This window comes from Bacillus sp. G1(2015b), assembly GCF_001482475.1.
In the GTDB taxonomy this organism is placed as follows: Bacteria; Bacillota; Bacilli; order Bacillales; family Bacillaceae; genus Bacillus; species Bacillus safensis.
Genome location: NZ_LKIC01000028.1, coordinates 34,286 through 57,851, shown reverse-complemented (window position 1 = coordinate 57,851; position 23,566 = coordinate 34,286). Strand labels below are relative to the sequence as shown.

The 23,566-nt window shown below is 36.8% G+C and carries 30 protein-coding genes and 1 pseudogene; 5 read left to right on the top strand and 26 right to left on the bottom strand.

Annotated elements, in window-relative coordinates; genetic code table 11:
- Position 1: 1 nt before the first annotated feature.
- The 4 genes from AMR95_RS14970 to AMR95_RS14955 all read right to left on the bottom strand — a co-directional run bounded on the left by AMR95_RS14970 (position 2) and on the right by AMR95_RS14955 (position 2,921).
- Positions 2-829: an ABC transporter permease gene (locus AMR95_RS14970; RefSeq protein WP_058838754.1), complete on the bottom strand. Its 828-nt coding sequence runs from the start codon at positions 827-829 to the stop codon at positions 2-4.
- On the bottom strand, positions 826-1,803 hold the full coding sequence (locus AMR95_RS14965; protein ID WP_442854368.1) for an aliphatic sulfonate ABC transporter substrate-binding protein: 978 nt from the start codon (positions 1,801-1,803) through the stop codon (positions 826-828). The genes AMR95_RS14970 and AMR95_RS14965 overlap by 4 nt, the downstream gene beginning before the upstream one ends.
- A gap of 29 nt (positions 1,804-1,832) precedes the next feature.
- Positions 1,833-2,600, bottom strand: a complete 768-nt coding sequence (locus AMR95_RS14960; RefSeq protein ID WP_058838752.1) for an ABC transporter ATP-binding protein — start codon at positions 2,598-2,600, stop codon at positions 1,833-1,835.
- A gap of 165 nt (positions 2,601-2,765) precedes the next feature.
- A complete protein-coding gene (locus AMR95_RS14955; RefSeq protein WP_039177358.1) occupies positions 2,766-2,921 on the bottom strand; it encodes an FbpB family small basic protein in 156 nt (51 codons plus the stop codon).
- A gap of 265 nt (positions 2,922-3,186) precedes the next feature.
- Here AMR95_RS14955 and AMR95_RS14950 point away from each other — a divergent pair.
- A pseudogene (locus AMR95_RS14950) lies at positions 3,187-3,363 on the top strand (PLP-dependent transferase); the annotation flags it as partial.
- Positions 3,364-3,464: 101 nt separating this feature from the next.
- On the opposite strand, the gene AMR95_RS19530 reads toward AMR95_RS14950, so the two are convergent.
- From AMR95_RS19530 to AMR95_RS14940, 3 genes are all read right to left on the bottom strand, one after another.
- Positions 3,465-3,599, bottom strand: coding sequence for a hypothetical protein (locus AMR95_RS19530; RefSeq protein WP_269435008.1), 135 nt, complete (start codon positions 3,597-3,599; stop codon positions 3,465-3,467).
- A gap of 855 nt (positions 3,600-4,454) precedes the next feature.
- Positions 4,455-4,640 (bottom strand): hypothetical protein, encoded by a 186-nt coding sequence (locus AMR95_RS14945; RefSeq protein WP_156414550.1) that lies wholly within the window; start codon positions 4,638-4,640, stop codon positions 4,455-4,457.
- A complete protein-coding gene (locus AMR95_RS14940) occupies positions 4,637-4,993 on the bottom strand; it encodes a hypothetical protein (RefSeq protein WP_058838749.1) in 357 nt (118 codons plus the stop codon). The genes AMR95_RS14945 and AMR95_RS14940 overlap by 4 nt, the downstream gene beginning before the upstream one ends.
- A gap of 148 nt (positions 4,994-5,141) precedes the next feature.
- Here AMR95_RS14940 and AMR95_RS14935 point away from each other — a divergent pair, with 148 nt between their 5' ends.
- The 4 genes from AMR95_RS14935 to AMR95_RS14925 all read left to right on the top strand — a co-directional run bounded on the left by AMR95_RS14935 (position 5,142) and on the right by AMR95_RS14925 (position 6,650).
- Positions 5,142-5,369: a helix-turn-helix domain-containing protein gene (locus AMR95_RS14935; RefSeq protein ID WP_058838748.1), complete on the top strand. Its 228-nt coding sequence runs from the start codon at positions 5,142-5,144 to the stop codon at positions 5,367-5,369.
- Positions 5,370-5,410: 41 nt separating this feature from the next.
- Positions 5,411-5,563, top strand: coding sequence for a hypothetical protein (locus tag AMR95_RS19275; RefSeq protein ID WP_189282567.1), 153 nt, complete (start codon positions 5,411-5,413; stop codon positions 5,561-5,563).
- Between the two features lie 196 nt (positions 5,564-5,759).
- A complete protein-coding gene (locus AMR95_RS14930) occupies positions 5,760-6,305 on the top strand; it encodes a hypothetical protein (protein ID WP_058838747.1) in 546 nt (181 codons plus the stop codon).
- A 21-nt stretch (positions 6,306-6,326) separates the two neighbouring features.
- Complete coding sequence (locus AMR95_RS14925; RefSeq protein ID WP_058838746.1) at positions 6,327-6,650, top strand: hypothetical protein; 324 nt, start codon at positions 6,327-6,329, stop codon at positions 6,648-6,650.
- A 106-nt stretch (positions 6,651-6,756) separates the two neighbouring features.
- Here the strand turns inward: AMR95_RS14925 and AMR95_RS14920 are convergent, their stop codons facing one another.
- From AMR95_RS14920 to AMR95_RS14840, 19 genes are all read right to left on the bottom strand, one after another.
- The gene (locus tag AMR95_RS14920) at positions 6,757-6,984 is read right to left on the bottom strand and encodes a helix-turn-helix domain-containing protein (protein WP_058838745.1); all 228 of its coding nucleotides are present in this window, start codon (positions 6,982-6,984) and stop codon (positions 6,757-6,759) included.
- A gap of 289 nt (positions 6,985-7,273) precedes the next feature.
- Positions 7,274-7,417, bottom strand: a complete 144-nt coding sequence (locus tag AMR95_RS19270; RefSeq protein WP_197412167.1) for a hypothetical protein — start codon at positions 7,415-7,417, stop codon at positions 7,274-7,276.
- Between the two features lie 68 nt (positions 7,418-7,485).
- The gene (locus AMR95_RS14915; RefSeq protein ID WP_058838744.1) at positions 7,486-8,313 is read right to left on the bottom strand and encodes a peptidoglycan recognition protein family protein; all 828 of its coding nucleotides are present in this window, start codon (positions 8,311-8,313) and stop codon (positions 7,486-7,488) included.
- Entirely contained in the window at positions 8,313-8,714 is a 402-nt protein-coding gene (locus AMR95_RS14910; protein ID WP_058838743.1) for a phage holin family protein, read from the bottom strand. The genes AMR95_RS14915 and AMR95_RS14910 overlap by 1 nt, the downstream gene beginning before the upstream one ends.
- A gap of 36 nt (positions 8,715-8,750) precedes the next feature.
- Positions 8,751-8,927 carry an XkdX family protein gene (locus AMR95_RS14905; protein ID WP_058838742.1) on the bottom strand — a complete coding sequence of 59 codons (177 nt, stop codon included), beginning with the start codon at positions 8,925-8,927 and terminating at the stop codon, positions 8,751-8,753.
- The gene (locus AMR95_RS14900) at positions 8,917-9,267 is read right to left on the bottom strand and encodes an XkdW family protein (RefSeq protein ID WP_058838741.1); all 351 of its coding nucleotides are present in this window, start codon (positions 9,265-9,267) and stop codon (positions 8,917-8,919) included. The genes AMR95_RS14905 and AMR95_RS14900 overlap by 11 nt, the downstream gene beginning before the upstream one ends.
- Positions 9,268-9,277: 10 nt before the next feature.
- Positions 9,278-11,317: a BppU family phage baseplate upper protein gene (locus AMR95_RS14895; RefSeq protein ID WP_058838740.1), complete on the bottom strand. Its 2,040-nt coding sequence runs from the start codon at positions 11,315-11,317 to the stop codon at positions 9,278-9,280.
- A gap of 12 nt (positions 11,318-11,329) precedes the next feature.
- A complete protein-coding gene (locus AMR95_RS14890) occupies positions 11,330-13,228 on the bottom strand; it encodes a right-handed parallel beta-helix repeat-containing protein (protein WP_058838739.1) in 1,899 nt (632 codons plus the stop codon).
- A gap of 32 nt (positions 13,229-13,260) precedes the next feature.
- A complete protein-coding gene (locus tag AMR95_RS14885) occupies positions 13,261-15,159 on the bottom strand; it encodes a phage tail protein (RefSeq protein WP_231746902.1) in 1,899 nt (632 codons plus the stop codon).
- 22 nt (positions 15,160-15,181) lie between these two features.
- On the bottom strand, positions 15,182-16,018 hold the full coding sequence (locus tag AMR95_RS14880) for a phage tail domain-containing protein (protein WP_058838737.1): 837 nt from the start codon (positions 16,016-16,018) through the stop codon (positions 15,182-15,184).
- Between the two features lies 1 nt (position 16,019).
- Positions 16,020-19,688, bottom strand: a complete 3,669-nt coding sequence (locus AMR95_RS14875) for a phage tail tape measure protein (RefSeq protein ID WP_058838736.1) — start codon at positions 19,686-19,688, stop codon at positions 16,020-16,022.
- A 34-nt stretch (positions 19,689-19,722) separates the two neighbouring features.
- Positions 19,723-19,890: a hypothetical protein gene (locus AMR95_RS19150; RefSeq protein WP_156414549.1), complete on the bottom strand. Its 168-nt coding sequence runs from the start codon at positions 19,888-19,890 to the stop codon at positions 19,723-19,725.
- Positions 19,891-19,922: 32 nt separating this feature from the next.
- Positions 19,923-20,276 carry a phage tail assembly chaperone G gene (gene gpG / locus AMR95_RS14870; RefSeq protein WP_058838735.1) on the bottom strand — a complete coding sequence of 118 codons (354 nt, stop codon included), beginning with the start codon at positions 20,274-20,276 and terminating at the stop codon, positions 19,923-19,925.
- A gap of 81 nt (positions 20,277-20,357) precedes the next feature.
- Entirely contained in the window at positions 20,358-20,924 is a 567-nt protein-coding gene (locus tag AMR95_RS14865) for a major tail protein (RefSeq protein ID WP_058838734.1), read from the bottom strand.
- 16 nt (positions 20,925-20,940) lie between these two features.
- Positions 20,941-21,327 (bottom strand): hypothetical protein, encoded by a 387-nt coding sequence (locus AMR95_RS14860; RefSeq protein ID WP_331457628.1) that lies wholly within the window; start codon positions 21,325-21,327, stop codon positions 20,941-20,943.
- Entirely contained in the window at positions 21,327-21,713 is a 387-nt protein-coding gene (locus AMR95_RS14855; RefSeq protein WP_058838732.1) for an HK97-gp10 family putative phage morphogenesis protein, read from the bottom strand. The genes AMR95_RS14860 and AMR95_RS14855 overlap by 1 nt, the downstream gene beginning before the upstream one ends.
- Complete coding sequence (locus AMR95_RS14850; protein ID WP_058838731.1) at positions 21,713-22,039, bottom strand: phage head closure protein; 327 nt, start codon at positions 22,037-22,039, stop codon at positions 21,713-21,715. Before AMR95_RS14850 ends, AMR95_RS14855 begins: the two co-directional genes overlap by 1 nt.
- Positions 22,029-22,319 carry a head-tail connector protein gene (locus tag AMR95_RS14845; protein ID WP_058838730.1) on the bottom strand — a complete coding sequence of 97 codons (291 nt, stop codon included), beginning with the start codon at positions 22,317-22,319 and terminating at the stop codon, positions 22,029-22,031. Before AMR95_RS14845 ends, AMR95_RS14850 begins: the two co-directional genes overlap by 11 nt.
- 53 nt (positions 22,320-22,372) lie before the next feature.
- Entirely contained in the window at positions 22,373-23,563 is a 1,191-nt protein-coding gene (locus AMR95_RS14840) for a phage major capsid protein (protein ID WP_058838729.1), read from the bottom strand.
- Between the last annotated feature and the right edge of the window lie 3 nt (positions 23,564-23,566).

The following is a 23,566-nucleotide window of genomic DNA, read 5'->3' as shown; positions in this document are numbered from 1 at the left end:
ATTATTCACCTTGATAGCTAGTGCGCCACTTGAGCAGACGCTTTTCTAACAGACGTACAAATGAATCTGTCAGCTTACCTACTACTGCAAAGATGATAATTCCGACAAACACTTTATCCGTTTGAGAGAACTGCCTTGCATCCATAATCATATAGCCGACGCCGCTGCTTGAACCCATTAACTCAGCTACCACTAAACCTAGCCAAGCAATTCCTAATGACAGCCTCACGCCCAGAAGAATATGCGGAAGAGCAGCCGGTAAAATCAGCTTTGTGATGCTTTGATACAGATTAAACTCTAAGGCGCGGGCCACATCAAATAGCTTATTATCTACACTGCGAATACCTAGAAAAGTATTAATATAAATCGGAAAAAAAGCCCCAAGTGCAATCAATAAAATTTTCGCCGTTTCATCAAAGCCAAACCAGAGGATGAATAAAGGGGTGACCGCTAAATGGGGAACGGTTCTCAGCATTTGCAAGGTCGGATCTACGTACTGCTCTGTTTTTTTAGAAAATCCTACGCATACGCCCAAGATAAGACCTAGGCCTCCCCCAAGTAAAAATCCACATATTGCTCGATAAAGACTGATGTAAAGATGGCCAAACAGCTCACCAGAACGTATCAACTCTCGAAAGGATTCAGCAATCAAAACGGGCGAAGGCAATACAGTGGAAGAAACAATTTGAGAACCAGCTATAATCTGCCAAACCGCAATAAGTAAAACAGGTAATACCAGTCCCTTTAACTTATATAAAGAAACTTTTCTCCTTTTTCTCTTTGTCCGCTCGATTTTAGATGCTAAAGCCGGATTCGAAATAGCTTTCATTCATCCATCTCCTCTTTAAGCATTTTTTCAATAAACGAATTATCTACAACCTGATTGACATCAATTTTCCGCTGGATTGCCTTTGTTTTATATTGAAAATCAGCGGTATGCTGCTGAGCATTGATGATCTTCTTCGAAATGGGCTTATTGAGTGGTTCCGTATTGTTTAATACTTGTGTGACGACCTTCTTATCTAAATTTTTTAAACGCGCATATAGAGTAACAGCCTCTTCTGGATGTGATTTCTGCCACTTCACCGCATGGTCATATACCTTTAAAAATTTCACCACTAGTTCAGGATGCTGATCAGCAAACTGAGTGCGAACAAGTGTGAAACCTGGAGAATATAAATCAGTCGCTTCCCCATTCACCAGCAGCTTTGCTCCTTTTTTGATCGTTTCAAGTGATAAGAACGGTTCCCAGATCGACCAAGCATCAACGGACCCATTTTCAAATGCTGATATCGCTTCATCTGGCTGAAGCTGAATGATCTGAACATCCTTCGCAGATAAACCTGCCTGATCTAATACTTTGTATAAAAAGTCAAAGCCACTGCTCCCTTTAGCGACAGCGATTTTTTTCCCTTTTAAGTCTTCTACTTTTTGAATCTTACTGTTCTTATTCACTAAAATACCGTTCGCTTTCAGCCCATCCTGAGATAAACCAATTTCCTTAAAATTAATACCTGCTGCCTGACCTGCTATGACAGGTGAGTTTCCAACTTGCGAGAAATCTAATTGATTTGCAGCAAGTCCTTCAAATTGGGGAGGACCACTTTGAAACTCCACCCACTTTACCTTCACTCCTTCTTTTTCAAATGATTGTTCAAACCACCCTTTTTCCTTTGCTAAAAGCAGCGGGCTCAAACTTTGCTGAATCCCAATCCGAATTTCTTTCACCTTGTTTTCTGAGCCGTCTGCTGCTTGACCACACCCTGCTAAAACAAGGAGAAGAATCAAAAAAATCACGATCATTTGTATCTTTTTCATGCGATTTCCCCTCCCTAAATCCCTGATCCATCAGTTAGTAACAATTCATCTGTTTTCTCAAATTCTGAAAGCACCTTTTGTCTTAAATGTTGAAAAGAGGTTGATGTTCTATCACGCGGAAAAGGCAGATTCACAGGAAGAATTTTATGAATTCGGCCAGGTCTCGCTTGTAAGAGCACAATTTCATTTCCTAAATAAATCGATTCATCAATATCATGAGTTACGAGCATCATCGTTGTTTTTTTCTCCTGCCAAATGTCCAGCAGCACATCCTGCAAGTGTTTTCGTGTGAATGCATCCAGCGCACCAAACGGTTCATCAAGCAATAAGATCTCCGGATCACGAAGGAGTGCTCTCGCAATGGCAACCCGTTGCGACATTCCTCCTGAAAGCTCATGTGGATAAGCATGTTCAAATCCTTTTAATCGAACAATTTCTATCAATTCATCCACTTTACGGCGTACATCCTGTTGTTTTAAATTGAAATTGGCCGCTATGTTTTCTTCGACTGACAGCCATGGAAACAGGCGGTGTTCCTGAAAGATAAAGCCTTGTTTCATTCCTGGTTCTGTGACCCGTCTGTCTCCTATCAAAATTTGCCCATCATACGATGTGTCGAGCCCGCCTATGATTTTTAGCAATGTACTTTTTCCGCATCCACTCGGACCTATCACTGTTACAAATTCACCTGGAATCATGCTCAATTTCAAGTCTTCAAGAACCCGAATGGACTGTTTGTCTTTCCAAAAGGATTTATCCGCAATATCAATTGAAATCGTCATTGAAACCCTCCACTCCTCTTGCCATCAGATAAATACACAGAAAGGCCCTTATCCCCAAAAAAGAGATAAGAGCCTTCGTGTTGTCCGATCAGCTAATCATATTGATTTGTTAGCACCATCCTAAATCATATTAATCCCATAAATCAACTCAAATTTATAAAATAGTTATTTTGTCCTTGTATGCTTTTCATCAATCCGATCGTAAATCGCTTCTATTCGTTCCTTGCTGCTGTAAATCTCATATTTGTTCCGCTCAATTAAGATGTCTAGTGTGATATCCATATGTTTTCTGTATTTTTTTCGTTTTTTCTTTTTTTCCATCTTCATCATCCTTTCTCATTCAAATAAAAAAAGGCTCTTCACTCATGCTTGAGTGATAGAGCCTTCGGTTGACCGATCAGCCATTCTTGTTCGCGTTTTCAGTATGCTCATGTTAATACATACTATTCCTACCTGTCAACTATATTTATTGTTTTTTCAGATTTATCTAAAAAATGATTGACCGAGCAGTGAACAAGATTTATAGTCTTATTAAATATTTCTTATCAAAACAGTTGGTTTTATCTAACAAAAGGAGGATACACACATGTCAGAAGAACGTCCATTTCGTTTAGAAACAAAAGCCATTCACGCGGGTCAGGAGCTTGATTCAGCGACCTATTCAAGAGCCGTGCCTATTTATCAAACAAGCTCCTTTGGTTTTAGAGATAGTGATCATGCAGCGAATTTATTCGGTCTTCAGGAACCGGGAAATATTTATTCTTGAATAGTGTTAGGTAAAACCCTGTTATATCAATGTTTATATATGTTTTATCACTGATTTTATATAAAAGGTAACAAAAAGGTAACATCTCTCTTTCTGTTTTAGAGTGTGTTACCTTTTCTTTTTCTTTTCAGATGTTTCGCAGTCTCTAACGCTTTCTTTATCACCTTTGTTCTCGATTCAATTGATTGTGTTGATCTTTCAATGTTTTGTTTGCTCATAGTAATTGTTCTCATGTTACCCTCCTGTTTGATATGTGCAGACGTCTGCACATTTATTTTCACTATTAGTCTTGACTTGTCGTTTGTTTTTTGGCTTGATAGGTTGAAAGCAATGGACAACGGCTGGACAAGTTGTCTGCCTGAATTTGCTTGTAAAAAAAAATAAACAAACTCAGACAGGCGACTGATCATCTTGATAGTGTATCAAGCTTATGGTATCCGTATGTGTCACCCTATTTGCCGTTGGTTATTCCCCAAACAAGCCTACTGTGTCAAGTGTCCCTAACAGTTTCTCTGAACGCAATTTTGCGTTTTGATACTTGTGGCTTGTCCTGCATCGTCAGAAACGATACACCCATCCTTCGTACAGCACTTAATGGCAGCTTTCTCCTTTCAGATACATGTGCAAATAGGGAAGCACAGAGATATCCTATCCTCATTTATCGCATCGGCTGAGTCACTACCCTTTCAAGTTTAACGTGTGTTAGCGCATTCCACGACAGTCTTACCCTTAAAATAGGCATCACTAAAGACAACACCTTGATCCAGGAGTATAGACTGATTCTATTTAGTTAAGTATGGTTCACCTTGAACTAGAGCTGTAAGGTTCATCATGAACCTCACAAAATGCACGACCTATGTTTAAATGAGGTCGTGGATATTTCATCTACGACCTATTGAATATAGATTAAAAATAAGTTAGAATGGGCTGGTATCATGGGATTTGTACCAACCCATCAGATTAGATAGTGCGTCAACACTTTTCTAATCAGCTAGAAATGACGATCATGAGCAGTAGGAATAGCCCTAATGTGCTCATGATCGTTACAAAGAGCACCTCATCTATGAACCTTCTAAACAGCTTCCCCATTAATTTAACCCCACTACAGCTAACTCATTACGACCATAAATATCAAGCATGTTGTACTCATCATCAGCGACTCCATATTGATCATTGCTATGTACTTCTTCAATTGTTCCTAGTCCGTATAACGTTTGCACTCTTTGACCTACAGATAGCTTCCAGTTTGGATTCACATTGTTTAACATGTTCATTTCCCCTTTGTAATTGGTTTAGTTGGATCAAGGATAATGCAATCAAATTCCGTTTCTTGATTCTTCGGTTCTAATATCCTCAAATCGGTTAAGACTTCCCAAAGTGTGATTTGCTTCAATAAGTGTGTAACGACCTCAGCAAGCGTTTCTAAGTCTGCGTATGGAACGTTTCTTCCTATATACCAGATCGTTCCCTCATCGTAGTTACCGTCAGTTCGTTGAGTGATTTCAGCTAGAACAATCTGGCCATCACACTCTCCCACTGCATAACCTTCTTTAACGATGATTGCTGAGTAAAGATTGTTTATTTCTTGTGTGTTGAATTCGGTTTGAACGATTGTGATATGGTTCATTTAACTCTCCTTCCCTGACACGCTTTTGTTGTTGACTTAATCATAAACCAACACCCTAAAGGTGTCAACACCTTTTTGTAGTCTTTTTTTAAAGAAAATCCACTTTTCGATTCTGTTTTTTGCTATAATCAAAATGGAGGTGAAACTGTTGACTAAAATTGTTAAAACAAGACTGAAAGAAATATTAGATGAACGAGGCTTATCAATTAGGGGTTTCGCCTTCGGAAACGACCTAAGATTTGAAACCGTTAGAAGGTTTTACAATAACACTGCTAAACAATACCAACGTGAGACATTAGGCAAGATTTGCGAAGCCTTGGATATAAAAATTGAGGATTTACTTTACATTGCAGAAGATGATTCTAATGACTCTTAAGCAAAAGTTTTGCAAGTACATCAAACAAAGGGGTAATGTACATGAAGATCAATAAAATCCGTTCTGCGCTTTATAAATCAGCCAAGATACTTGGTGATGTGAATGCTGTTCAAAAGGGTACAGTAGGCAAGAGAATAGCTAGAAGAGCCGCAGGAAAGGCAACAGGAAGACTATTGGGGAAATTGTTTAAATAACCACTTACATTTATGTGTAGGTGGTTTTTTTGTGTGCAAATATACCTCTTTTACGCTGTAAGAAATTAGTAACACATCGAATAAAACGAAGACAAAAAGCGTGTGATTTAAATACTATTTCTTCTAATTTATGTAAAATTCATTTCATTTTGTGATATCCTCACTATTGAAAAATGATTAGAAAGGAAGTATTCCAATGAAAAAGTTTTTTGTTAAGATGTTGCTAGTTCTCATATCAGCAGCAGTATTTATTCCAACTACAGCTACACATGCAGAAGAAATGGTCGAACAGAAAGAAGATTTGGTAGTAACTATCAAACCTACTGAGCTTCAGAAACAACTTGTTTTAAGAGATGTACCATTAGAAAAACAAGAAGCCTTGATTCAAGCATTTAAAGCTATTGAGAATGCTAACAATGATCCACTTGCTACTACAAATGGCCCTAAAAGTGCGGGTATTAAGGCAGCAATCAAAGTAATTAAAGGTTTAGTAAATAACGACTGGGCACAATGGGTTTTAAAGCAACGTTTTGGAAAGGAAGCAGTTAATGGTACTGTCAAAAATGCAAACAGGATCATTAAAGAATTAGAAAAAATTCTTGATACTCCAAAAAATGCAGCTGGTAGGGCTCGAAAGGTTGTTTCTGCAGAGCTTAAAAAACATATAGATTCGGGTGTAGCTGATACAATTGGACTTGTTGTTGAATACATTGTTCTCACTGCTGATCTACTCATACTTTAGATAAAAGGATGGTGACTATATATGTCACAAAATCAATTCATTCAATTCCAAAAAGCCAATGGTTTAGACGATGAAGACGTTCAATTCCTCATCACTCTCTCAGGAGCATTTTGTAGTTGTGAAGAGGAAGACAAAAAGGCATATGATATAACAAGGTTAGCGTTCATTAGACACTTTGGTGAGGAACTGAACCTTTCAGAAATCGAAGGAAACACTAGAGAAGAATATGAAAAGATAATTGATCAATTTCTAAGCAAGAAGGATAAAAAAATCAATGTAGATGAACTATTACAATCTTTTTATGCTGCAGATATGATGGATGGATTAAAAAAGAAATTCAATTAATGGCCTTCGTTTGAAGGTCTTTTTTAATACACAAAAAAAGCTCCTAAATTAATAGGAGCCGTAGTAGTATAACGAATCTTGGAAGATAAGCGAATACTAATTAAGTTTAATCATAAGGACGGTATTTCTTCCGCCCTTCTTTTAATTCTTTTTCAAGATTCTGTACATGTTGCAGTAAGAACAAAGCGACTGTACCAACCTTTTTAACAGGTTTGAGCTTTCCAGAATTAATGAGGGCACTCAGACGTTGCCGAGTAACATCAAGTGCCTCACAAGCTTCTGAAGATGTTAAGACTTCTTCTTGAATAAACTTAACTTTTTCGTGTTCGTTCATCATTTCTCTCTCCACATCATTATTAATCCTTTTAACAAGGTGATTACAACGGCTGCTAATAATACAGTATTTGCAATTTTTCCTGAAATACCCTGGCTTGTTGTGTCAATTACAACTATACCAGCAATCAAGATTAACATAACCGCAAAATCAGCTGTGCTATAGTGTTTAAAGTATTTTCTCATATTATTGTGGACTTGGTCTTGTGTACTTGTGGTATACTGATACACTAATTTGCAGTATACTATTATAGAGAGTAAGGGGATTTCTCCCCTTTTCTCTAGTGTACTTAGCGCTTCTTCCTTGCACGGCTGGAGCGCTTTTTCTTATTCTTTCTATGCTTTTCGCTTTCCTTTGTCCATATATCGTATATATGTTTGACGATGGTTGCGATACCTGCGATAGAAAGAATCCAATTTCTCACCTCGTCCACGTTAGCACCTCCTTTCTATACTTTAATTATAGCATACCTATTTACCGTTGTAAATAGTTTTGTTAAATTTACTTCAATAATGATGCAAGTTTTGCTCTAGTTTTTTCACCATAAATTCCGTCAGGTACTAAGCCATGCATAGACTGGAATCGTCTTACCGCATCAGCTGTTTTTGCTCCATAGTACCCATCAATACCATTGTTTTTAGCACCTTTTTCTGGGTAGAAATATAATGCAGCTAACGCTTCTTGAATTTGCTTTACAGCCGTTCCTTTCATCATAGGTGTACTTACCTTAAAGATGCCTGTAGGAAGCGTGTACTTAGCTTTAGAGGATGATTTAGAAGGTGTTTTTGTTGAGGTAGTTTTAGGTGGTTTTGATGCTGAAGAAGTCTTACCTGTGATTGATTTCAACTCTTTTTCAATTGATGCTTTAAATGAATCCCATCGACCTTCTGCAAGAATACGGTGTGGACAATACTTTCCAGACCAATCTTGATGCTTACGGATTCTATCAATGCCCCAACCACGTTCTTTTAATAGTTGTGCGATAAATTTAATGGCCATCGCTTCAGCTTTTTTATATTTGTCTCCACCTGATTTTGAATAGCAGATTTCTACACCGATTGATGTTCTATTTCCTGAGTTTACTGCTTCCCCATCTCCTGTGTGTCTAGCTGAACGATCAACTGGAACACCTTGTACAACACCGTCACCATCTACAGCATAATGAAATGATACTGGCTGGTTGTTACCGACCATATAGTTAACCTCATTAGCTGCAGGAGCATCATTATAAGTGTTATGCACTGTGATGTATTTTGCGTCCATAGAGTAAGGTGCTTTCAATCTGTGTTTAGATGATGCTACCAAGTTCTTTGTAATTGTAATTGCCATTATTCATTACCTCCGTTTTTATCTTCAGTGTCTTTTTCGATTACTTGAAGTCTATCTTTAATGAATGAAGGGATTTTAACGCCCATTTGCGCTAAGTTTTCCAGAATGGATAGCCCTTCGTTTGCGATATAGAATAAAACTGTACTAAATACTAAAGCTCCTCCCAAGTTTGCAATTTGATCGATAATGTTTGCTAAGATAACCACTGCAAAACTAAAGAATTTTCTAACATAACCGAACCAAGCATTCTTCGATCTAAGATTTCCTTCCTTTGCAGCTTTGACCACTCCTGTTAAGATGTCTACTAAAGACAGTAACAGGAGCAAGTCTAGATATTTAACACCTCCGAAAAGGTATGTTGTTGCAATTTCTAGGTTTTCTAAATTTAAAATAATTTTTATTCAATCCTTTCTGTGTTTTTTTCATAAAAAATAAGCCTATACCTCGTATGGCTCACCTGTGATTTCTTCATATTGTTCAGGAGTAACATAGCCCTCTTGAATACCCTCTTGTAATTCCTCAACGGTACAGTCATTAAAGGACATAGCTTGCTTTACCATTGAAGTTGTAGCCCATTTATAAAACAGTGCCAGCACCCAGAAATTAAGATTCATTTGTTGTAAAACCTCCTTTTAGTTTAAGGATTTCTAATTGAATTTCTGCCAGCTGTTTCCCTAATGTTGCATTTACTCTTTCTGACTGTTGACGAGCGATTTTTTCTTTCGCTAACTGTTCTCCAATAAGAAGTAATTGTTTTTCAACCTGAGTCATAGGCTGTTCATTGTCTAGTTTGAGGTACTCTTGCCAAGCAGACTCCAACTCTTCATCAGAGGGGATAGGCTCCTCTAATGCCCAGGTGTCTATGAATTGTCCTTCACCATCATCTCTAACAGAGAAATCCTTACCTAGTTCAGCATCTGGATATAAATATTTAATCGCTAGTGCCTTATTCATTTTTTCACTCCTATCTCAAATAACTCATCGTAACGTAAGCTGTGTTTATTGTTATTGTTTTGTTAGTGCCCTTTGGCGTTATGTAAAAGGTTACCTTATCGCCAGCTTTAAATTTTTGTGTTAAATAAAGCACACACGTACTCGATGCTGTCGTTGGGTTCCAGTTTCCAAAACGTTGAAACTCTGTTCCATTCACATAGCATGATAAAATATTATCTGATCCGACTGTGATATTAGTGCTAGTGACATAAAGCCTGATTAGATATAGTCCGTTATTTTTTAGAGTAATCTCAGAACGTGTTTGGTTGTACTCGGCTATGTCGTCTGCTCTCGTGGCACCGAAATTTAGCTTGGTAGCTACATTCTCAGCAGCTGAAACAGAAGAGTTATCTTGATCATAAGTATCAACAAAAGTACTGTTTGCCACATCTTCTGCCGTTAGCATCCGTTTCCATCCTCTGAATGATCCGTCAGTGTGAGTCGTTCCCCACCATTGTAGGTTATCGCCACTCCGTATAATGTGAAACGTTTTTCGATTGTTACTGTTATCAATAACGTAAATATTGAACCAAGATGAATCTGTTTTGCTCGGCATGTTGACTACGTTTGTTCCGACCGCATAGTAATAGCCAGAAGGTAACGTTAGAATGTCTGTGCCATTTGGAAGTAGTTGGCTTTGACCTGTTTCGGACAACATAGTCGGATTAGACAACCTTGCCCAACCACTCCATACGTTATTGTTAAGGTAATTTGTATATATGTTGTTGGCGTAATCCGTTGCATATACCCATCCGAAAGAGGCTACACCGTTTGTAGAATCAGTCATATGATAGAAACCTCGGAAAGAGCGCTGATTCGGCAAGTCTTTTGAACCGGCAATTGCGTAAAAAGTTCCTTGCCTTACTCCATTATTGATAATCGTATCAAGGATGCTCATGGATGTATCTTTAAGAGAGATCAACGGAATTCCGTTGTCTGCAGTGATCTTAGACAATTGACCATTATTCCATTTATCCTTTTCAGCTTCGGTTATCTTGTCTTCCTCGGTCAATGAGGACTGCCAAGCTGTCCATGTAGAATCAGTTTTTTTAATTCTATAATACGATTTTCGCCCATTCGTGTCATATGCAGTCTGCATAAGTATATTCCCATAGCTAATCACGATCATGAAGGCTCCACTTATTGACGGAGGCGCGTTTACTCCCCTGTTAAAGATAAGATAAAAACCAGTGTCAATTATCTCGTTATAATCTGTTGTCTCACTTACCCCTTTATAAATGGGTTTACCATTATTTTGAGTCAATCTATATAATTGACCATTATTCCACTTGTCTTTATCGGACTGTAAAACATGTATTTCTTTATTGTTAGCATGATCGTCCGTATATTTTTTGGCTGCTAATAGTGCTGCATCTACTTTAGCCTGTGAACCAGTTGTTGTTTCTTTTGCATCCCATGACTTTTGTTTTGCTTCTGTGACATGCAATTTTGTATCCTTAGCGTGTTCATCTACCTTAGCTTGTGCGCCTTCTTTAGTCTCGATCTTCTCCAGATCATCAAACTTTGCTTTTAACTCCTCTAAAGTTTGCTTTGCTTCAGAAGACATTTTCTCTATTGCATATTTAAGAGTCTCAAAATCATCAATATAGTATTCTGCTAGGGGTACAATGTCTTGATCTACTAAACTTTGTTCGATATTGAATGTAAATTCATGAACTGACATTGTCTGACCATTGCTGTAAAACATAACTAAGGCTGCTTTTACTGTTCCATATTGTTTAATTTCAACATCATCCAGAATGTACTCAGCTTTTCCTTCAACCTTGTCTAATAAAGTTACTTCTTTCATTCTCTTTGATCCATTCGGGAAAACCATTGTGAGTTTACCCTTTAATGCCGACAAAGGTAAAGGTACGCCATCTTTGAACAATTGAAATTCAAGTTTGGCTGTACCTTTATCCATAGTAGAGAATTTAATATTTGTTAATTTTACACCTTGGTTATACGGATTTACCGTAAATTCCAGAGGTGCATTTTTAAACACTGACATCTTACCTCTCCTTTACGATATATTTTCAGGTGTTGTAATTGGATTACTACTTTTGTCATTGTAGCTTGCGGAATAGCCTGCACCTTTAACATTGTTAGCATAATGAGTAATATTTGATGTAGTGCCAGTAAGGTTAATTCCGTGTCTCATTTTCGTTCCTGACACTCTAGCGTCAGTGATTTTAGAATTGTTGACTCCAGTCATTAAAATGATTCCATCATATTCATTATCAGATCCCGCAACTGAACGAGTACCAGCATTTATGATCGTGTCATTATAAGAAACGAAACCTTTAGAACTACCTGAAACAGAAATACCAGAATAGCCAATATTCACAATAGTATTGTCTTTAGTTGTTACATAATCGCATGATCCTTCTTCTAATCTAATACCATTACCTTTAACATCTTTTACTGTGTTGTTTTCAACCATTCCATAGCTACTTCTTGTTACAAGAATTCCATGATGTTCTGTATTCTTGACAGTGTTATCTTTAATAATAAAGTCATTCACATCAGATACATGGATTCCATGTTTCAATTTAACTCCATCAATTGTATTTCCGATGATTTGAACATCATCAATTGTCTGATATCCTTTTCTTCCATACACTTGAATCGCATGTTTTTCTGTTATATTTGTAAATGTATTACCGTTGATTTTTTGTCTTTTCACCTTGTTGATACGGTTCGTTGGATTACCATTTGTATCTTGAGTGTATTGTGAACTGATTGAAGGTAAAAGCGTTCTAACGCCTCCATAACAGTTGTTAAATGTATTCCCTTCTATTGCTATGTCTTGCCATTTATTGCCCGACACAGCCCATTCTGTAGTGTCCTCAACGATGTTATTTTTAAAGTTAATGTGAGAGTATAAATAACCGTCAGTGCTTGTGTGAGAATCTATTGCTCTTGCGTAGCCGCCAAGCTTTTTAGATTTTCTAAACTTGCAATTCTCTATATTGATTTTTCGTGTAACTGTGTTGTCGTAGGCTCCGAATGAACCAAAGTTTGCGGATGATCTCATTAAATCAACCTGAATTGCAGCTGAAAACCATCTGTCTCCTTTGTAATCCACATACCCTTCACATTTAATGTCATTGAAATCACTTTCTTCTATCCCTGCTAGGTCAAAAGCGTGACCTCCACATACGTTACTTACGGTTATCCCAGAGACCTTGATGCCTCTAGCGTGACCAAAACCAAAGACTGAGCATTGTTCTTTCACTCTGTCTCCTGCACTATCTAATTCACCGAAACCATCAATCTTAATATTTCCATGTCCATTGTACCCAGTGAACATATCACCACTCTGTCCATTTACAAACATTGATCCTACAAATCCATCTTCTCTAGCTAGGTAAACCCCATCTGAAAATGTAATGCGTGTATCTTTATAGATAGTAAGCTTTTCAGAAATCGTATAGTTGCCTGGTGGAATAGCAATCCAAATTGGATAAAGCAATCCCAGCTGCAATGCTTCTTTCATAGCCTTAGTGAAATTACCATTATGCTTTCTTAACAACTCTTTGAACGGTACTGTCAATCTTGCGTCATCAATTTTGTCGTTTAAAATTTGAAAATCATAGTCAAAACGATCTTTTGCAGTTTCATGAATTGAAGCGTCTAAAGCTACTCGCAAATCCACTACTTCTTTTACATCTTCACCATCATGGTTAGTAACCATATTTGCAAAACGTGAGTTGTGATTATTGAGTCTATTTTCTACAGTGAAAACACCATGCTTTATCTGCCCTGATGTATGTGCTGTCTTAGCATTAGCGTGTCTTTCGTCTGCATTCGCTAGTTCATTGACTGCACTTAAAGCATCTGAAGACATATCTTGTAACTCTTCTCTGAACTTTGCATTCTTGTTGGTATCAAAAATAGTCTTCCATTTAAATTTGGCCAACTTATAGCCTCCTTCTTATTTGTTTACGTGTACTAGGTAGTTAAATACACTGTTACATCAATCTCTGATCCATTAGGTATACTTGAATCAATCGGTGTTATTTTCGCACCAGACTTAGCCAGGTATATCTGTAATGTACTAACGTTAGTTGGATCGATTTTCTCACCTGAAGTAAAGCCAGCTACCTTCATATCAAAATCAACATTTGAGCTGAATTTTCTAGATACAATTTCATAATCAGGCATATCAACCTCAATAAAATTATCTTCAATTGACACGTCCACTGTTCCATCAATCGAAGTATCACTGAGCGCCCATGTCTTACTGGATGAATTATATTGGAGTGATACAGTTTGAGGAATTGCGGCCGATATTTCTTTCATTTGAGATGTTGAAACTGTGCTAGAGTTGGATAAGGTAGATTTAAAAGAAGATAGTTGAGCTTCGATTGATTTCTTTTGTTGTCTCATTTCTCGTTTTTGTTGGATTTGATAATCGAGGATATCTTTACGGTAATTAGTGAGGGTAACCGTGGGTTTTGCGTATTTATCGAGTGGATTATATTTAATTTCTTGCACTCTTACAGTGCCTTCATATAATGTTCCGTGTGCGGTATCAGCCAAAACAGGGATTGTAACACCCTTTCGAATCTGATCTTCTTTTCCTTCTAATTTAGGATCGTAATATACTTCAAAATCGATTTCTATTGTGATTTGAGGATAAGGATTCACTTTGTCTTTCAGAAGCTTCTCCATATCTTCCTTTTTCGTCACACTGTCTTCAATTATCGCTTCAGCAACTCTTGGTTTCCCATCCAATAAAAACAATTTTTCATCTGGATGAACGTAAGTAACTGGAGGGAACATGTACTTTTCATTGTCTTTAAATGTTCTAAATAAATTTATAAAGTTGCCGTTAGAAATACTTACTCTAAAACCAGTTTTCATCTTCTTTGTGTTGGGATTCTTTGAATCCTTTCCAACAAATGTTGCTACAACGGTATGCTCTTTATCTTCAAGACCTCTGATAACATCTACATCTTCTTTTTCATAGTCTTTGCTGCCAGTATCCTTATATAAAGAAATCGTTTTATTTGTCTTCTTATCGATGGTGAATTTTATCTTTCCACCTAGCTTTTCTTTAATGGCTTGGATTCCAAAGCCAGTACCTTTAAACTTAAATGAAAATGTCTGACCAACATCTTCAGCATATTTGGTATTCCATGAGGAGTTTGTTTTCCACTTAGAGGATATAGAATCATAATTTACGGACTGACCACTTGAAATATCCTTTTCTTCTTTGGTTTTTCCGTAGCCAGTAATGCGTGTATAAGATTCTGCCATTGAACTTTTAACACTAATCGCATTCAGATTAGCCCTAGTGTCAATTTGATAGTTAATAGTATTCTTTGGATCAGTGCCAACGTATATATGCGTATTATCAACATCCAATTCCACACCATAATTTTCAATGTTTTCATTGACTAAATCCTGTGATTTCTTTTTTCCAAACTCATCAAGTTTAACTGTCTTATTTTCAATATCTTTTTGGATTGAACAAGTAAAACCACTGCCTTTTAAGGCATGAGTAAAAGCATCTTTCAATGTGATGTCGCCTTTAATTGTGTCTTCAACTACATTTTTAGATAAAGATGCTAGAAACAAATGATCAGCTACAATGTTTTTATAGTAAGTTCCTTTTTCATATTTTTTCTCAACTTCAATAATTACATAGCGTTGACCTAAGAAATCACTCTCATCAATGATAATAATATTGTCTTCAATCAACATATCAAACACAATTTCATTTCCTTCAATAAGGACACTTTGAAATGAAAGCTGTTTTGTACCATCTAGATTGTCGCTCACTTCTGGTACTTCATATACCATCTCAACTTGTTCAGTAGGATTTCCTTTTGATTGAACAAACATCTGCGCCAATGTATCACCTCCCTTAGACGTAGTAAAACCTAGTGATAAAATCAATTTGAACACTCGTTGCATTTTCGATCACAAATTGATTGTCACCGATTTCTAGACTAGGAAAGCGTCCTTTTTTAGATGCTATCTTGTCATCAATAAACACATACTGATTTATACACTTAATCACCTGTGTGTTTTTAACAGATCCATTAATCACTATTGATTCGTTTGTTGTTTTGTTTGTGATTTTTACATCTTTCCCACTCAATTTCATCTTTACTTGATAATCAAATTGAATAGTATCTAAAGCCACATCGGATCCATTGAAAACTGTGAAGCTTTTAGAGTTGAATGAATAAGGTATATTATCTTTTGAAGGAATATTCATACCTACATTGAAGTGTTCGCTTGCTAAATTAAAGTCCTTGCTAGTAGTAAATTTAGATTCTGCTAATCCTTTTAATGCTTTGAAATCAACTTCAAATTCCTTGTCTTTCTTTTCATTATCTTTATCAATATCAATCGCATCATCACATACTACAAGCCATCTTCTATTTGGATCATATGTAGTTGATATATAAAAAGGCTTAACACGTTTAAATGCTCTAACGACTTCTTGTCTGTTGATATAAAATTGTTGATGACTCTTTGCCGAAAGGTTAAATTTAGCTTTAACTGATGTTTCTTGAAAGCGTACATTAGGACTTGTTTGGATTAATCCATGCTGTGTTGCTAGGGTTGTTGTTTGTCTTTCGATGGAAGGTGCAGCAGGAGAAAGTCCTCTGAAATCCAAGAAAGGAAGCATCTCACTTAGATAATGCTCCCTTGTTCCATCATAGCTAATGATTAAATCAAATTCTCTTTGCATCCTACTCTCCTTTCCTTCTCATTTGATTATCTAATAGACCTCTATTGTATTTATTCAGGCCTCCTACATCTAAAGCATAGTCCTTAGAAACAAGCTGAGTCAGTAGTTGTACCATTTGATTACTATTTTCCACTAATTTTTGCAGGTGTGAAATTTGTTGCTGTTGCTGTTGCACAGTTTTTGCAAGTCCTGATTGATCAGATTGAACAACGGTTGACTCAGGATGATAACCAACCATTCTTCCTGCTGTTTCGAGTAGATTGTGGGCTCTCGATCTTCTGAATTTTCTTAATGGAAGAATTAACTCATCTTTGTGTACTTCAGCCATATGGTCACGATTAATAATTGCGCCTTTATCATAACCAATATATTTTCCACCCTTACGCATGTTAACAAGACCAGGGTGCTTATTGATTCCACCATATCTACTGTTCAAATAGTTGATAGCAGCAATGATCTGATGAATCGGATTTCTAATATCTCCGTATCCCTTTTCTTTGTGAGCTGCAAAAGTCGATGGGATAAACTGCATTAATCCTTGAGATGGATGTCCAGCCTTAGCATTACTATCCCAATTGTTCACAACTGTTGGATTTCCACCTGACTCCTTCATCGCAATAGTTTCTAGTGCTTTAGAGAAGGAAGGTGAAATACCTTTAATAGCAATTGCTTGAGCAACCCACTTTTTGACTGCTGCGCTACCTCCCTCACCAGGAATAAAACTGAAATCCTTTATCTTGTTTTTGATAAATGAAATAGCTTTATCTTTAATAAAAGTGAAACTTCCTTTTACAATTTGACCGAATCCACCAGCCATTGAAGGAGCAGAAACACCTAGTTTCTCTAACACCTTATTTAAGAGTTTAGATGGTTTTGTTATGTAGTCACTCACATCAAGTACAATATCTTTCGCCTTGCCCATCAATTGAGTGAACCAATTTCCACCTTTTGTTCCTTCTTTGTAGAAAGGTAAACCCATTACTTGCTGTGTTTTTTCACCAGAAAGAACCTCGGTTCCTTTAGGTAGGTTCATTAATGTGTCTGTAGCTGGAGACAAACCCATGCTTCCATCAGGTGTGCGGAATAATTCAGGCATACCGCCATCTCCTAAGATTGCAAGTCCTCCTGGGTGACCACCTGTTCCTTTTGCATACTTAGGTGGAGTCCATTTAGGTATTTGATTGTCTTTTGGTACACCGACTTTTCCAAGAACCCAGTTAACACCACCAATTACACCATTAACTACAAAAGATAACTTCTCATTCATTTTATTAGCAAGCGACTTGACACCTTTCAAAGCTTCCCAAGCCATATCTTTGATACCTTTACCGATTTTACCTGGCAGTTTTTTAGCCGCATCTACAATATCCCAAAACTTCTTCACAACACCGTCTTTAAGCTTTCCAACTAGAGAGAATGCCTTATCTTTTAACCATCCAAACATTTTGGTTACATTAGAAGCACCATTCTTGAAGAATCCTACTATACTAGACCACATTTTTGGGAAGATGCCTAGTAAGCCTTTCCCTAAAGCTTTCGCCATCCCTAGTATTTTCCCAAAGAATGAAAGCTGAATGAAATTCCACACTGCTTTTATTGATCCAAAGAAAATGTCTTTAATACCTTCCCACATCTTACCAAAGTCACCTGTTAACAGACCTGAGAAGAATTTAATAACGCCTTGTATAACTTGCATTGCGCCCATAACAACACCCTTGATGTTACCCCATACAGATTGCACAATGGCCATAACTGCTGGCATTACAAATTGGATGACAGACCAAACATTTTGAATAGCTTGTGTTATGACACCGCCATTTTCTTTCCAGAATGTTCCCCATACAGATGCAATTTGACCAATAAAAGATATAATTCCACCGAACGCTTTAGAAATTATAGGAGCCATCGTAACAAATACATCTGACATTACTTTTCCTATAGCTGCGAATGTAGGCTGCATAGCTTTAAATACTTCATTGATTTTGCTTATTACTCCACGTACTGTGTCAGTCACATTAACAATCATATTAACTGCGTTAGGAGGGAATAGACTAGAGAGAATACCATAACCTTCTAATCGTTCAGCAGTTCCTTCCCCTTGGAAAATACCCCATATGCCATCCATCGCTTTCTTAACCTTAGCTCCAGAATTAGTAATGCTCTCAAGCATAGGTTTAGAAAAATCAAAAGCATTTTCAAGAATTGTAGCTGCGCCTTCGCCTAATGGTTGTAAAGCACTCATTGCTTCTCTACCAATCTTTTTAAAACGAGTACCTAGATTGTCTTGAATTGCCTTTCCAGCTTCATCAGTTTTACCCTTTACATCGCCTATTTTGCCATCAATGCCACCTAATGCATACATAGCATCAGCTTCAAGGTCTTCCCATTTAGTCCCGAATAATGCAACACCGATATTGTTGGCATCAGTTTGATTTTTCATGTTTTTAAGTTCTTTTAAAACAACATTCGAAACATCTTTAACTGTGCCTTTGCCTTTTAAAAATTCTTGCCATATCTTTTGTGTTGGTTTTGATAGCTCTGACATAGCTGCATTAGTTGCCTTAGAGCCATCTTTTACTCTTATTTGAAACTCTTTCATTACGTCATTAACGTAATCCAGGTTATAAACACCTGCTTTAGCTCCTTTTACAAGCAACTGGAAGTATTCTTTTGCTGAGAATCCCATTTTTCCAAACAAAGGAGCATATTCAGAAATATTATCAAACATTTCATTCGAGAAGTTCAGTCCATTTTGTGCGCCATAAGTCATCAAATCAAAAGCGTTGTCAGCTGATTCACCAAAGCCTTTCATGATGTTATTTCCAGCCCTTGTTACTTCATTGACTTCACCATCAAAAGTTTCTGCTAGAATTATTGCCTTTCTAGTAACACCAGGTAAATCCTTGTCAGCAATATCACGTATGTTCTGTTTGACTTGAAATAAGCTTTGTCTAGTGTCTTCAATACTTTCACCAAAGCCACTCTTCCACAAGTCTCTAGCCACACCAGTAAGCTTTTTAGCTTGTTGTTCAGTTAGCCCTAATTGCGCTCTAAGCTTCCCTTGAGACACTTGACTATCATTAGCCATCTTCGCTCCAAGCGTTCCTACTGCAGCTGTAAGAGCACCAAGGCCAGCAACTCCAGCAGCTAACGCACCAACAAGACCAACTTTAATCCCTGAAGAATATTTAGACATGATACCGTCTGTTTTTTGCGTTGATTGCCCTACGTCATCCTGGCTATCTGACAATTGATTTGAACTGTTAGACGCTGATTCTTGAGCAGCTTCAAGTGATCGAACCTGATTCTCTGTTCTTCTTAAAGTGCCTTGGAGAGAATTATAGGTTGCTATCTGAGAGTTTAGACGTTGAGCATATTTTTGAGCCTGTTCTGATCCTTCTCCATATTGTTCAACTTGTTTCTCATAGTTCTTTCTGTATTCTTTAACGATTCGATCTTGAATCTTTAATTCTTCAGATAAACCGTCTACTTTAGTCTTGTTAGCTTGGAGCTCATCACCCATAGCCTTAAACTCAGAGACGGTAGCTTTTGTTGCCGATCTAGCTGTTTTAAGTTGATTTCTTAATCCAGCCAACCCATTATTTACACCAGAATCATCTAGTGTCGCATTAATGATTAAATTTCCATGCGGATTGCCTACAGATGCCATTCAATTACCTCCTTTCCTCAAAAATAAAAGACGGTTATTTTTTAACCGCCCCACTTGATTTAGATACACCAAACAATACACCTAAATCCATATGCTTGTTTTTCTTGTTTTCACGATAATCTAATAAATTATAAAATCCATGAATATCCATATCATCAATTTCTTTGTATGTATATCTAGCTTTCATCAATTCTTCATACATTTCATATAAATTATCTCTTGCTTCCTTATACGTTAAGCCTTTTGAGCCTTCAACGCCTTCTCTTTCAGTTTCGCCTTTTTTTGATCACCTTGAGTAAGTTGTGCCATTACATCTTCAAGAAACACTGATAATTCAGAAGCCTCTACACCATTTAAAATATCATCAACTTTAAATTGATCATCAAAGAGTTCTACAATGTAATCCAGAACACCATCCATTAATTGAAGTTCAGTTTTCTCATCTTCTTGCGAATACAACTCCAACATTTTCCGTAGTTTTCTAGCTGTAACAAGATATTGTTTGTACGTTTTTTCTGGAACTTCAGTAATGTTCCCTTCTTCATCAAACTTTGCTTTAGAGTAATCTTTCAATACTAATTTAATCATTAATAATTCCACCTTTTTTTATTTTTTAAAATGAACATATTTAAAGGAGACATGACACTGTCTCCCTTTCTTTAATCACTTTTAACCTTGAGTTCCACTTCCGTTAGTTAATGCACCATAAACATCTTCATAGAATTTTTCTTCTGAAAAGCTTGGATGTCCATCAAACGCAAGAAAGTAAACATAACCTTTTTGCTCTACTTTTCGAGACAAGAATTCACCCTCAATAGTAGGCGTAGTCCATTCGATCTTATCTTCTTTAGTTTTCCCTTCAGTAGAAGGCACACTGAACTTACCTTTCAATGCTGCGAAGTACCAATAACCGCCATCTGTCTTTTGTTTAAATGTTAATGCTACATATGGAGGATCAGTGCTCTCACCATATTTTTCAATCCCATCAACTACTTCAACACCAAGAATTCGTTCCTTGTCTTCTGTTTCAAGATCAGCAATGTTGAGTTCAACCTTAACCTCGTTAACTCCTGATCCCTTTACTTTATAAAGTCCGTCATCTGCATATAGTTTCGCTACTTCTTGAGGAACATCAACTTTCGCTTCAATTGCGCCTGGAAGATCATAAATTTGCGTTGTTTTTTCATTTTTATCTAAGACTGCATAACGCAATCCTTTTAGACCGACTGTTGCCATCTATTAAAACCTACCTTTAATAATTTATTTGGATTTTCTTTGTTGCCCTGTATCTTCTTGAATACTTATATAATTCAATATCTGGATCTTTCATTAGATCAGATGCGTATTGTTTATAATCAGCATTCGCCATCGCACGATCTATAATCGCTTGTACTTCTTGTGTTTCTTTTAATGTTTTTGCCCATGTATCAATTTGAATATCTACTGAAATCGAGTAAGCTGTGTCATCTCTGTAGTTGTCAGGAAAGCTTTCTAATTCGTTGATTCTTATTAGGGGAGCGTTTTCAATGGTTTGATCGTCTACGGGGATGTAAATAAGGTATATCTGATTATCACTCACATACTCTCTTAACTTTTCATCGTTAGAAAGCACGTATGCAACTTCTTGAATTGGATTCATCATAAGCCTAACCCTTTCATATAAACTTCTTGTATCTTAGCCATAATCACATCCTTAAACTCATTCTCAGTTCTCTCTATGAAATGCTGTGGGCGTTGTTTAATCGTTCCCCAGTTGGTCATATGTACACGCCAAGCGACCTCTTTGTCATAACCAATGCTCACATACATCTCACCGTCTACTTTCGGTTTCGTGTAAACGATATGATCTTTTAGATGTTCATGTTTTCCACTTAGAATAGACTTGGGAGTGTTTTTTTCAAGTCCATCAGCATACATCTCAGCACCGATTTCCAACGCTGCTTTAGCTGCTTTGTTTGTTTTTTTAGCCATTTTATTTAGATTTCTTTGCAGTTCATCAAAGCTTTCCAATCCATCACTGGCCATTACTTCACCAACTTCGCAACAATAGTTTGTAAATCAATTCTTTTTGACGATGGAAGTATGTCTTCTATGGAGTACAATCTATCTTCAAACAATATCTTCATATCATTCTTAATTTCAAAGCGTTGAATCTGTCGAACGTTAAATTGAATAGTGTCCTCGTAAACTGTTCCAAGACTGTTTCTAACATCTCTAAGTGTTTGTTTAATTAATTCAGCAAAACACGAGAAAACAACCTCTGGTTTCTCAATGTTTTCAAATGATACTGAATCTTTTGTAGCAACCATTTTAACGAAAGAAATACGCTTATCAAATCTACTAAAATCCATTAGAATACATCCCTCTCAATTGCTGAATAATGCTTATGACACCAAAAGGAATCTCACTCAATGGTTTTTCCACCGCAGCGACTTTCTTTTCGTACCAATGTCCAGTTAGCATAAATACAGCCAAATCATAGAGTTCATTGTTTTCAAAAAAAGAGTTGTTTTCTTCTGATGTAATAGCATTCTTCACGTATATCATGGATGATTTCATCGTCAATTCAATGAATTTATCATCAAAATCATGATCAACCCTAAGAAAATTTTTCATTTCTTCAAGAGTCATTGCATCACTCCTTAAATAGAAAAAGAGGCCGAATTAACGACCTCTTCATTTCATTATGATCCAGTTGTGCCTTCTGCTTCTACTGGCGGTTTAATTGTTACAAAATAGCCAGCCTTTTCATCTGCTTGTTTTGTATCAAAGCGTGTTGCAATTGATAGAACTTGTCCATAAACATCATTATCAACCCATTTTGCAGTAACATCTACTCTATCAGCGAAGAACACTCCTGCTTTTAAATCACCGACAAACATCACCATGTCTCCTGCTTTTGTTCCTAGAACTTCATCATCCACTACACTTACAGGCTTTCCAATGAATGATTTACCAGAAGGAGAAGTGATATCTGGCTGTAATAAATATTGCCCATTTTTATCCTTCAAGGTATCCAACCATTGATAAGCAGAAGCAGTCGCAACATAGTCACGTTTATAAGCTTGCTTTAAATCAACGTTAACAATTTGTTTGATTCCATCTACATCAGATACAGTTTTCTTACTAAATGTTTTCAACACGTTCGCTACAGCTCTATTTGTTGTAATACGTTTTGTTTGTTGTAAATGCTCTGCAATCAATGCAGTTAAATCAACAGCAGAATCATCAATTGACTCTTGAGAGATAGGTAGTTGACCACGGTATGTATCTACATCAAATGCTACTTTTTTGAATTCTGGTGTACCAAGCTCTGGATTCTTCGCTAGTTCTGCAACAGAAACTAAACCATTTTTAGCATTTGAAACAACCGGATATGTACCACTACCTGTTTTAACAGGTTTTTTATTAACCATTGCTGCAAGATCAATTACATCTTCAGGCTCACGTTGCGGTGTTGTTAATACTTCAATAGGAATTACTGCTGCAGCACCTTCTGTCGTTAAACCATCTCTAACCTCGTTACCATAAGAACGAATAAATGCATTAACTTTGCTTCGCTGTTCCTCTAAGTGGCTATCAATTACAATACGTTTTTGTTGTGTCATAGAACGTTGTTCCTCATTTCCTTTTTCTGAATTTGTTGGTTCAGTTGCTTCATCTTTTTTAAGACCAGCAATCTCTTCTAAGTCTTTAATATCTTTTTGCAACTCTGTGATTTCTGCTTGAATTGCCTCAATTTTAGCTTTGATGTCTTTTGCTTCGTCTAACTTTCCTTCTTCAGCTTTTCCTTGTGCATCTTCAATTTTGGCATTCATTTCGTCACGCTTTTTTTGAATCAACGAACGTTTTTCAAGTAATTTTTCTTTTAGCATTAA

Excerpts from the sequence above, each read along its gene's own strand:
- AMR95_RS14970 (WP_058838754.1), bottom strand. The coding sequence starts at position 829 with ATGAAAGCTATTTCGAATCCGGCTTTAGCATCTAAAATCGAGCGGACA.
- AMR95_RS14965 (WP_442854368.1), bottom strand. The coding sequence starts at position 1,803 with ATGATCGTGATTTTTTTGATTCTTCTCCTTGTTTTAGCAGGGTGTGGT.
- AMR95_RS14960 (WP_058838752.1), bottom strand. The coding sequence starts at position 2,600 with ATGACGATTTCAATTGATATTGCGGATAAATCCTTTTGGAAAGACAAA.
- AMR95_RS14955 (WP_039177358.1), bottom strand. The coding sequence starts at position 2,921 with ATGGAAAAAAAGAAAAAACGAAAAAAATACAGAAAACATATGGATATC.
- AMR95_RS19530 (WP_269435008.1), bottom strand. The coding sequence starts at position 3,599 with ATGAGAACAATTACTATGAGCAAACAAAACATTGAAAGATCAACACAA.
- AMR95_RS14945 (WP_156414550.1), bottom strand. The coding sequence starts at position 4,640 with ATGAACATGTTAAACAATGTGAATCCAAACTGGAAGCTATCTGTAGGT.
- AMR95_RS14940 (WP_058838749.1), bottom strand. The coding sequence starts at position 4,993 with ATGAACCATATCACAATCGTTCAAACCGAATTCAACACACAAGAAATA.
- AMR95_RS19275 (WP_189282567.1), top strand. The coding sequence starts at position 5,411 with ATGAAGATCAATAAAATCCGTTCTGCGCTTTATAAATCAGCCAAGATA.
- AMR95_RS14930 (WP_058838747.1), top strand. The coding sequence starts at position 5,760 with ATGAAAAAGTTTTTTGTTAAGATGTTGCTAGTTCTCATATCAGCAGCA.
- AMR95_RS14925 (WP_058838746.1), top strand. The coding sequence starts at position 6,327 with ATGTCACAAAATCAATTCATTCAATTCCAAAAAGCCAATGGTTTAGAC.
- AMR95_RS14920 (WP_058838745.1), bottom strand. The coding sequence starts at position 6,984 with ATGAACGAACACGAAAAAGTTAAGTTTATTCAAGAAGAAGTCTTAACA.
- AMR95_RS14915 (WP_058838744.1), bottom strand. The coding sequence starts at position 8,313 with ATGGCAATTACAATTACAAAGAACTTGGTAGCATCATCTAAACACAGA.
- AMR95_RS14905 (WP_058838742.1), bottom strand. The coding sequence starts at position 8,927 with ATGAATCTTAATTTCTGGGTGCTGGCACTGTTTTATAAATGGGCTACA.
- AMR95_RS14900 (WP_058838741.1), bottom strand. The coding sequence starts at position 9,267 with ATGAATAAGGCACTAGCGATTAAATATTTATATCCAGATGCTGAACTA.
- AMR95_RS14895 (WP_058838740.1), bottom strand. The coding sequence starts at position 11,317 with ATGTCAGTGTTTAAAAATGCACCTCTGGAATTTACGGTAAATCCGTAT.
- AMR95_RS14885 (WP_231746902.1), bottom strand. The coding sequence starts at position 15,159 with ATGTTTGTTCAATCAAAAGGAAATCCTACTGAACAAGTTGAGATGGTA.
- AMR95_RS14880 (WP_058838737.1), bottom strand. The coding sequence starts at position 16,018 with ATGCAAAGAGAATTTGATTTAATCATTAGCTATGATGGAACAAGGGAG.
- AMR95_RS14875 (WP_058838736.1), bottom strand. The coding sequence starts at position 19,688 with ATGGCATCTGTAGGCAATCCGCATGGAAATTTAATCATTAATGCGACA.
- AMR95_RS19150 (WP_156414549.1), bottom strand. The coding sequence starts at position 19,890 with ATGTATGAAGAATTGATGAAAGCTAGATATACATACAAAGAAATTGAT.
- gpG (WP_058838735.1), bottom strand. The coding sequence starts at position 20,276 with ATGATTAAATTAGTATTGAAAGATTACTCTAAAGCAAAGTTTGATGAA.
- AMR95_RS14865 (WP_058838734.1), bottom strand. The coding sequence starts at position 20,924 with ATGGCAACAGTCGGTCTAAAAGGATTGCGTTATGCAGTCTTAGATAAA.
- AMR95_RS14860 (WP_331457628.1), bottom strand. The coding sequence starts at position 21,327 with ATGAATCCAATTCAAGAAGTTGCATACGTGCTTTCTAACGATGAAAAG.
- AMR95_RS14855 (WP_058838732.1), bottom strand. The coding sequence starts at position 21,713 with ATGGCCAGTGATGGATTGGAAAGCTTTGATGAACTGCAAAGAAATCTA.
- AMR95_RS14850 (WP_058838731.1), bottom strand. The coding sequence starts at position 22,039 with ATGGATTTTAGTAGATTTGATAAGCGTATTTCTTTCGTTAAAATGGTT.
- AMR95_RS14845 (WP_058838730.1), bottom strand. The coding sequence starts at position 22,319 with ATGACTCTTGAAGAAATGAAAAATTTTCTTAGGGTTGATCATGATTTT.
- AMR95_RS14840 (WP_058838729.1), bottom strand. The coding sequence starts at position 23,563 with ATGCTAAAAGAAAAATTACTTGAAAAACGTTCGTTGATTCAAAAAAAG.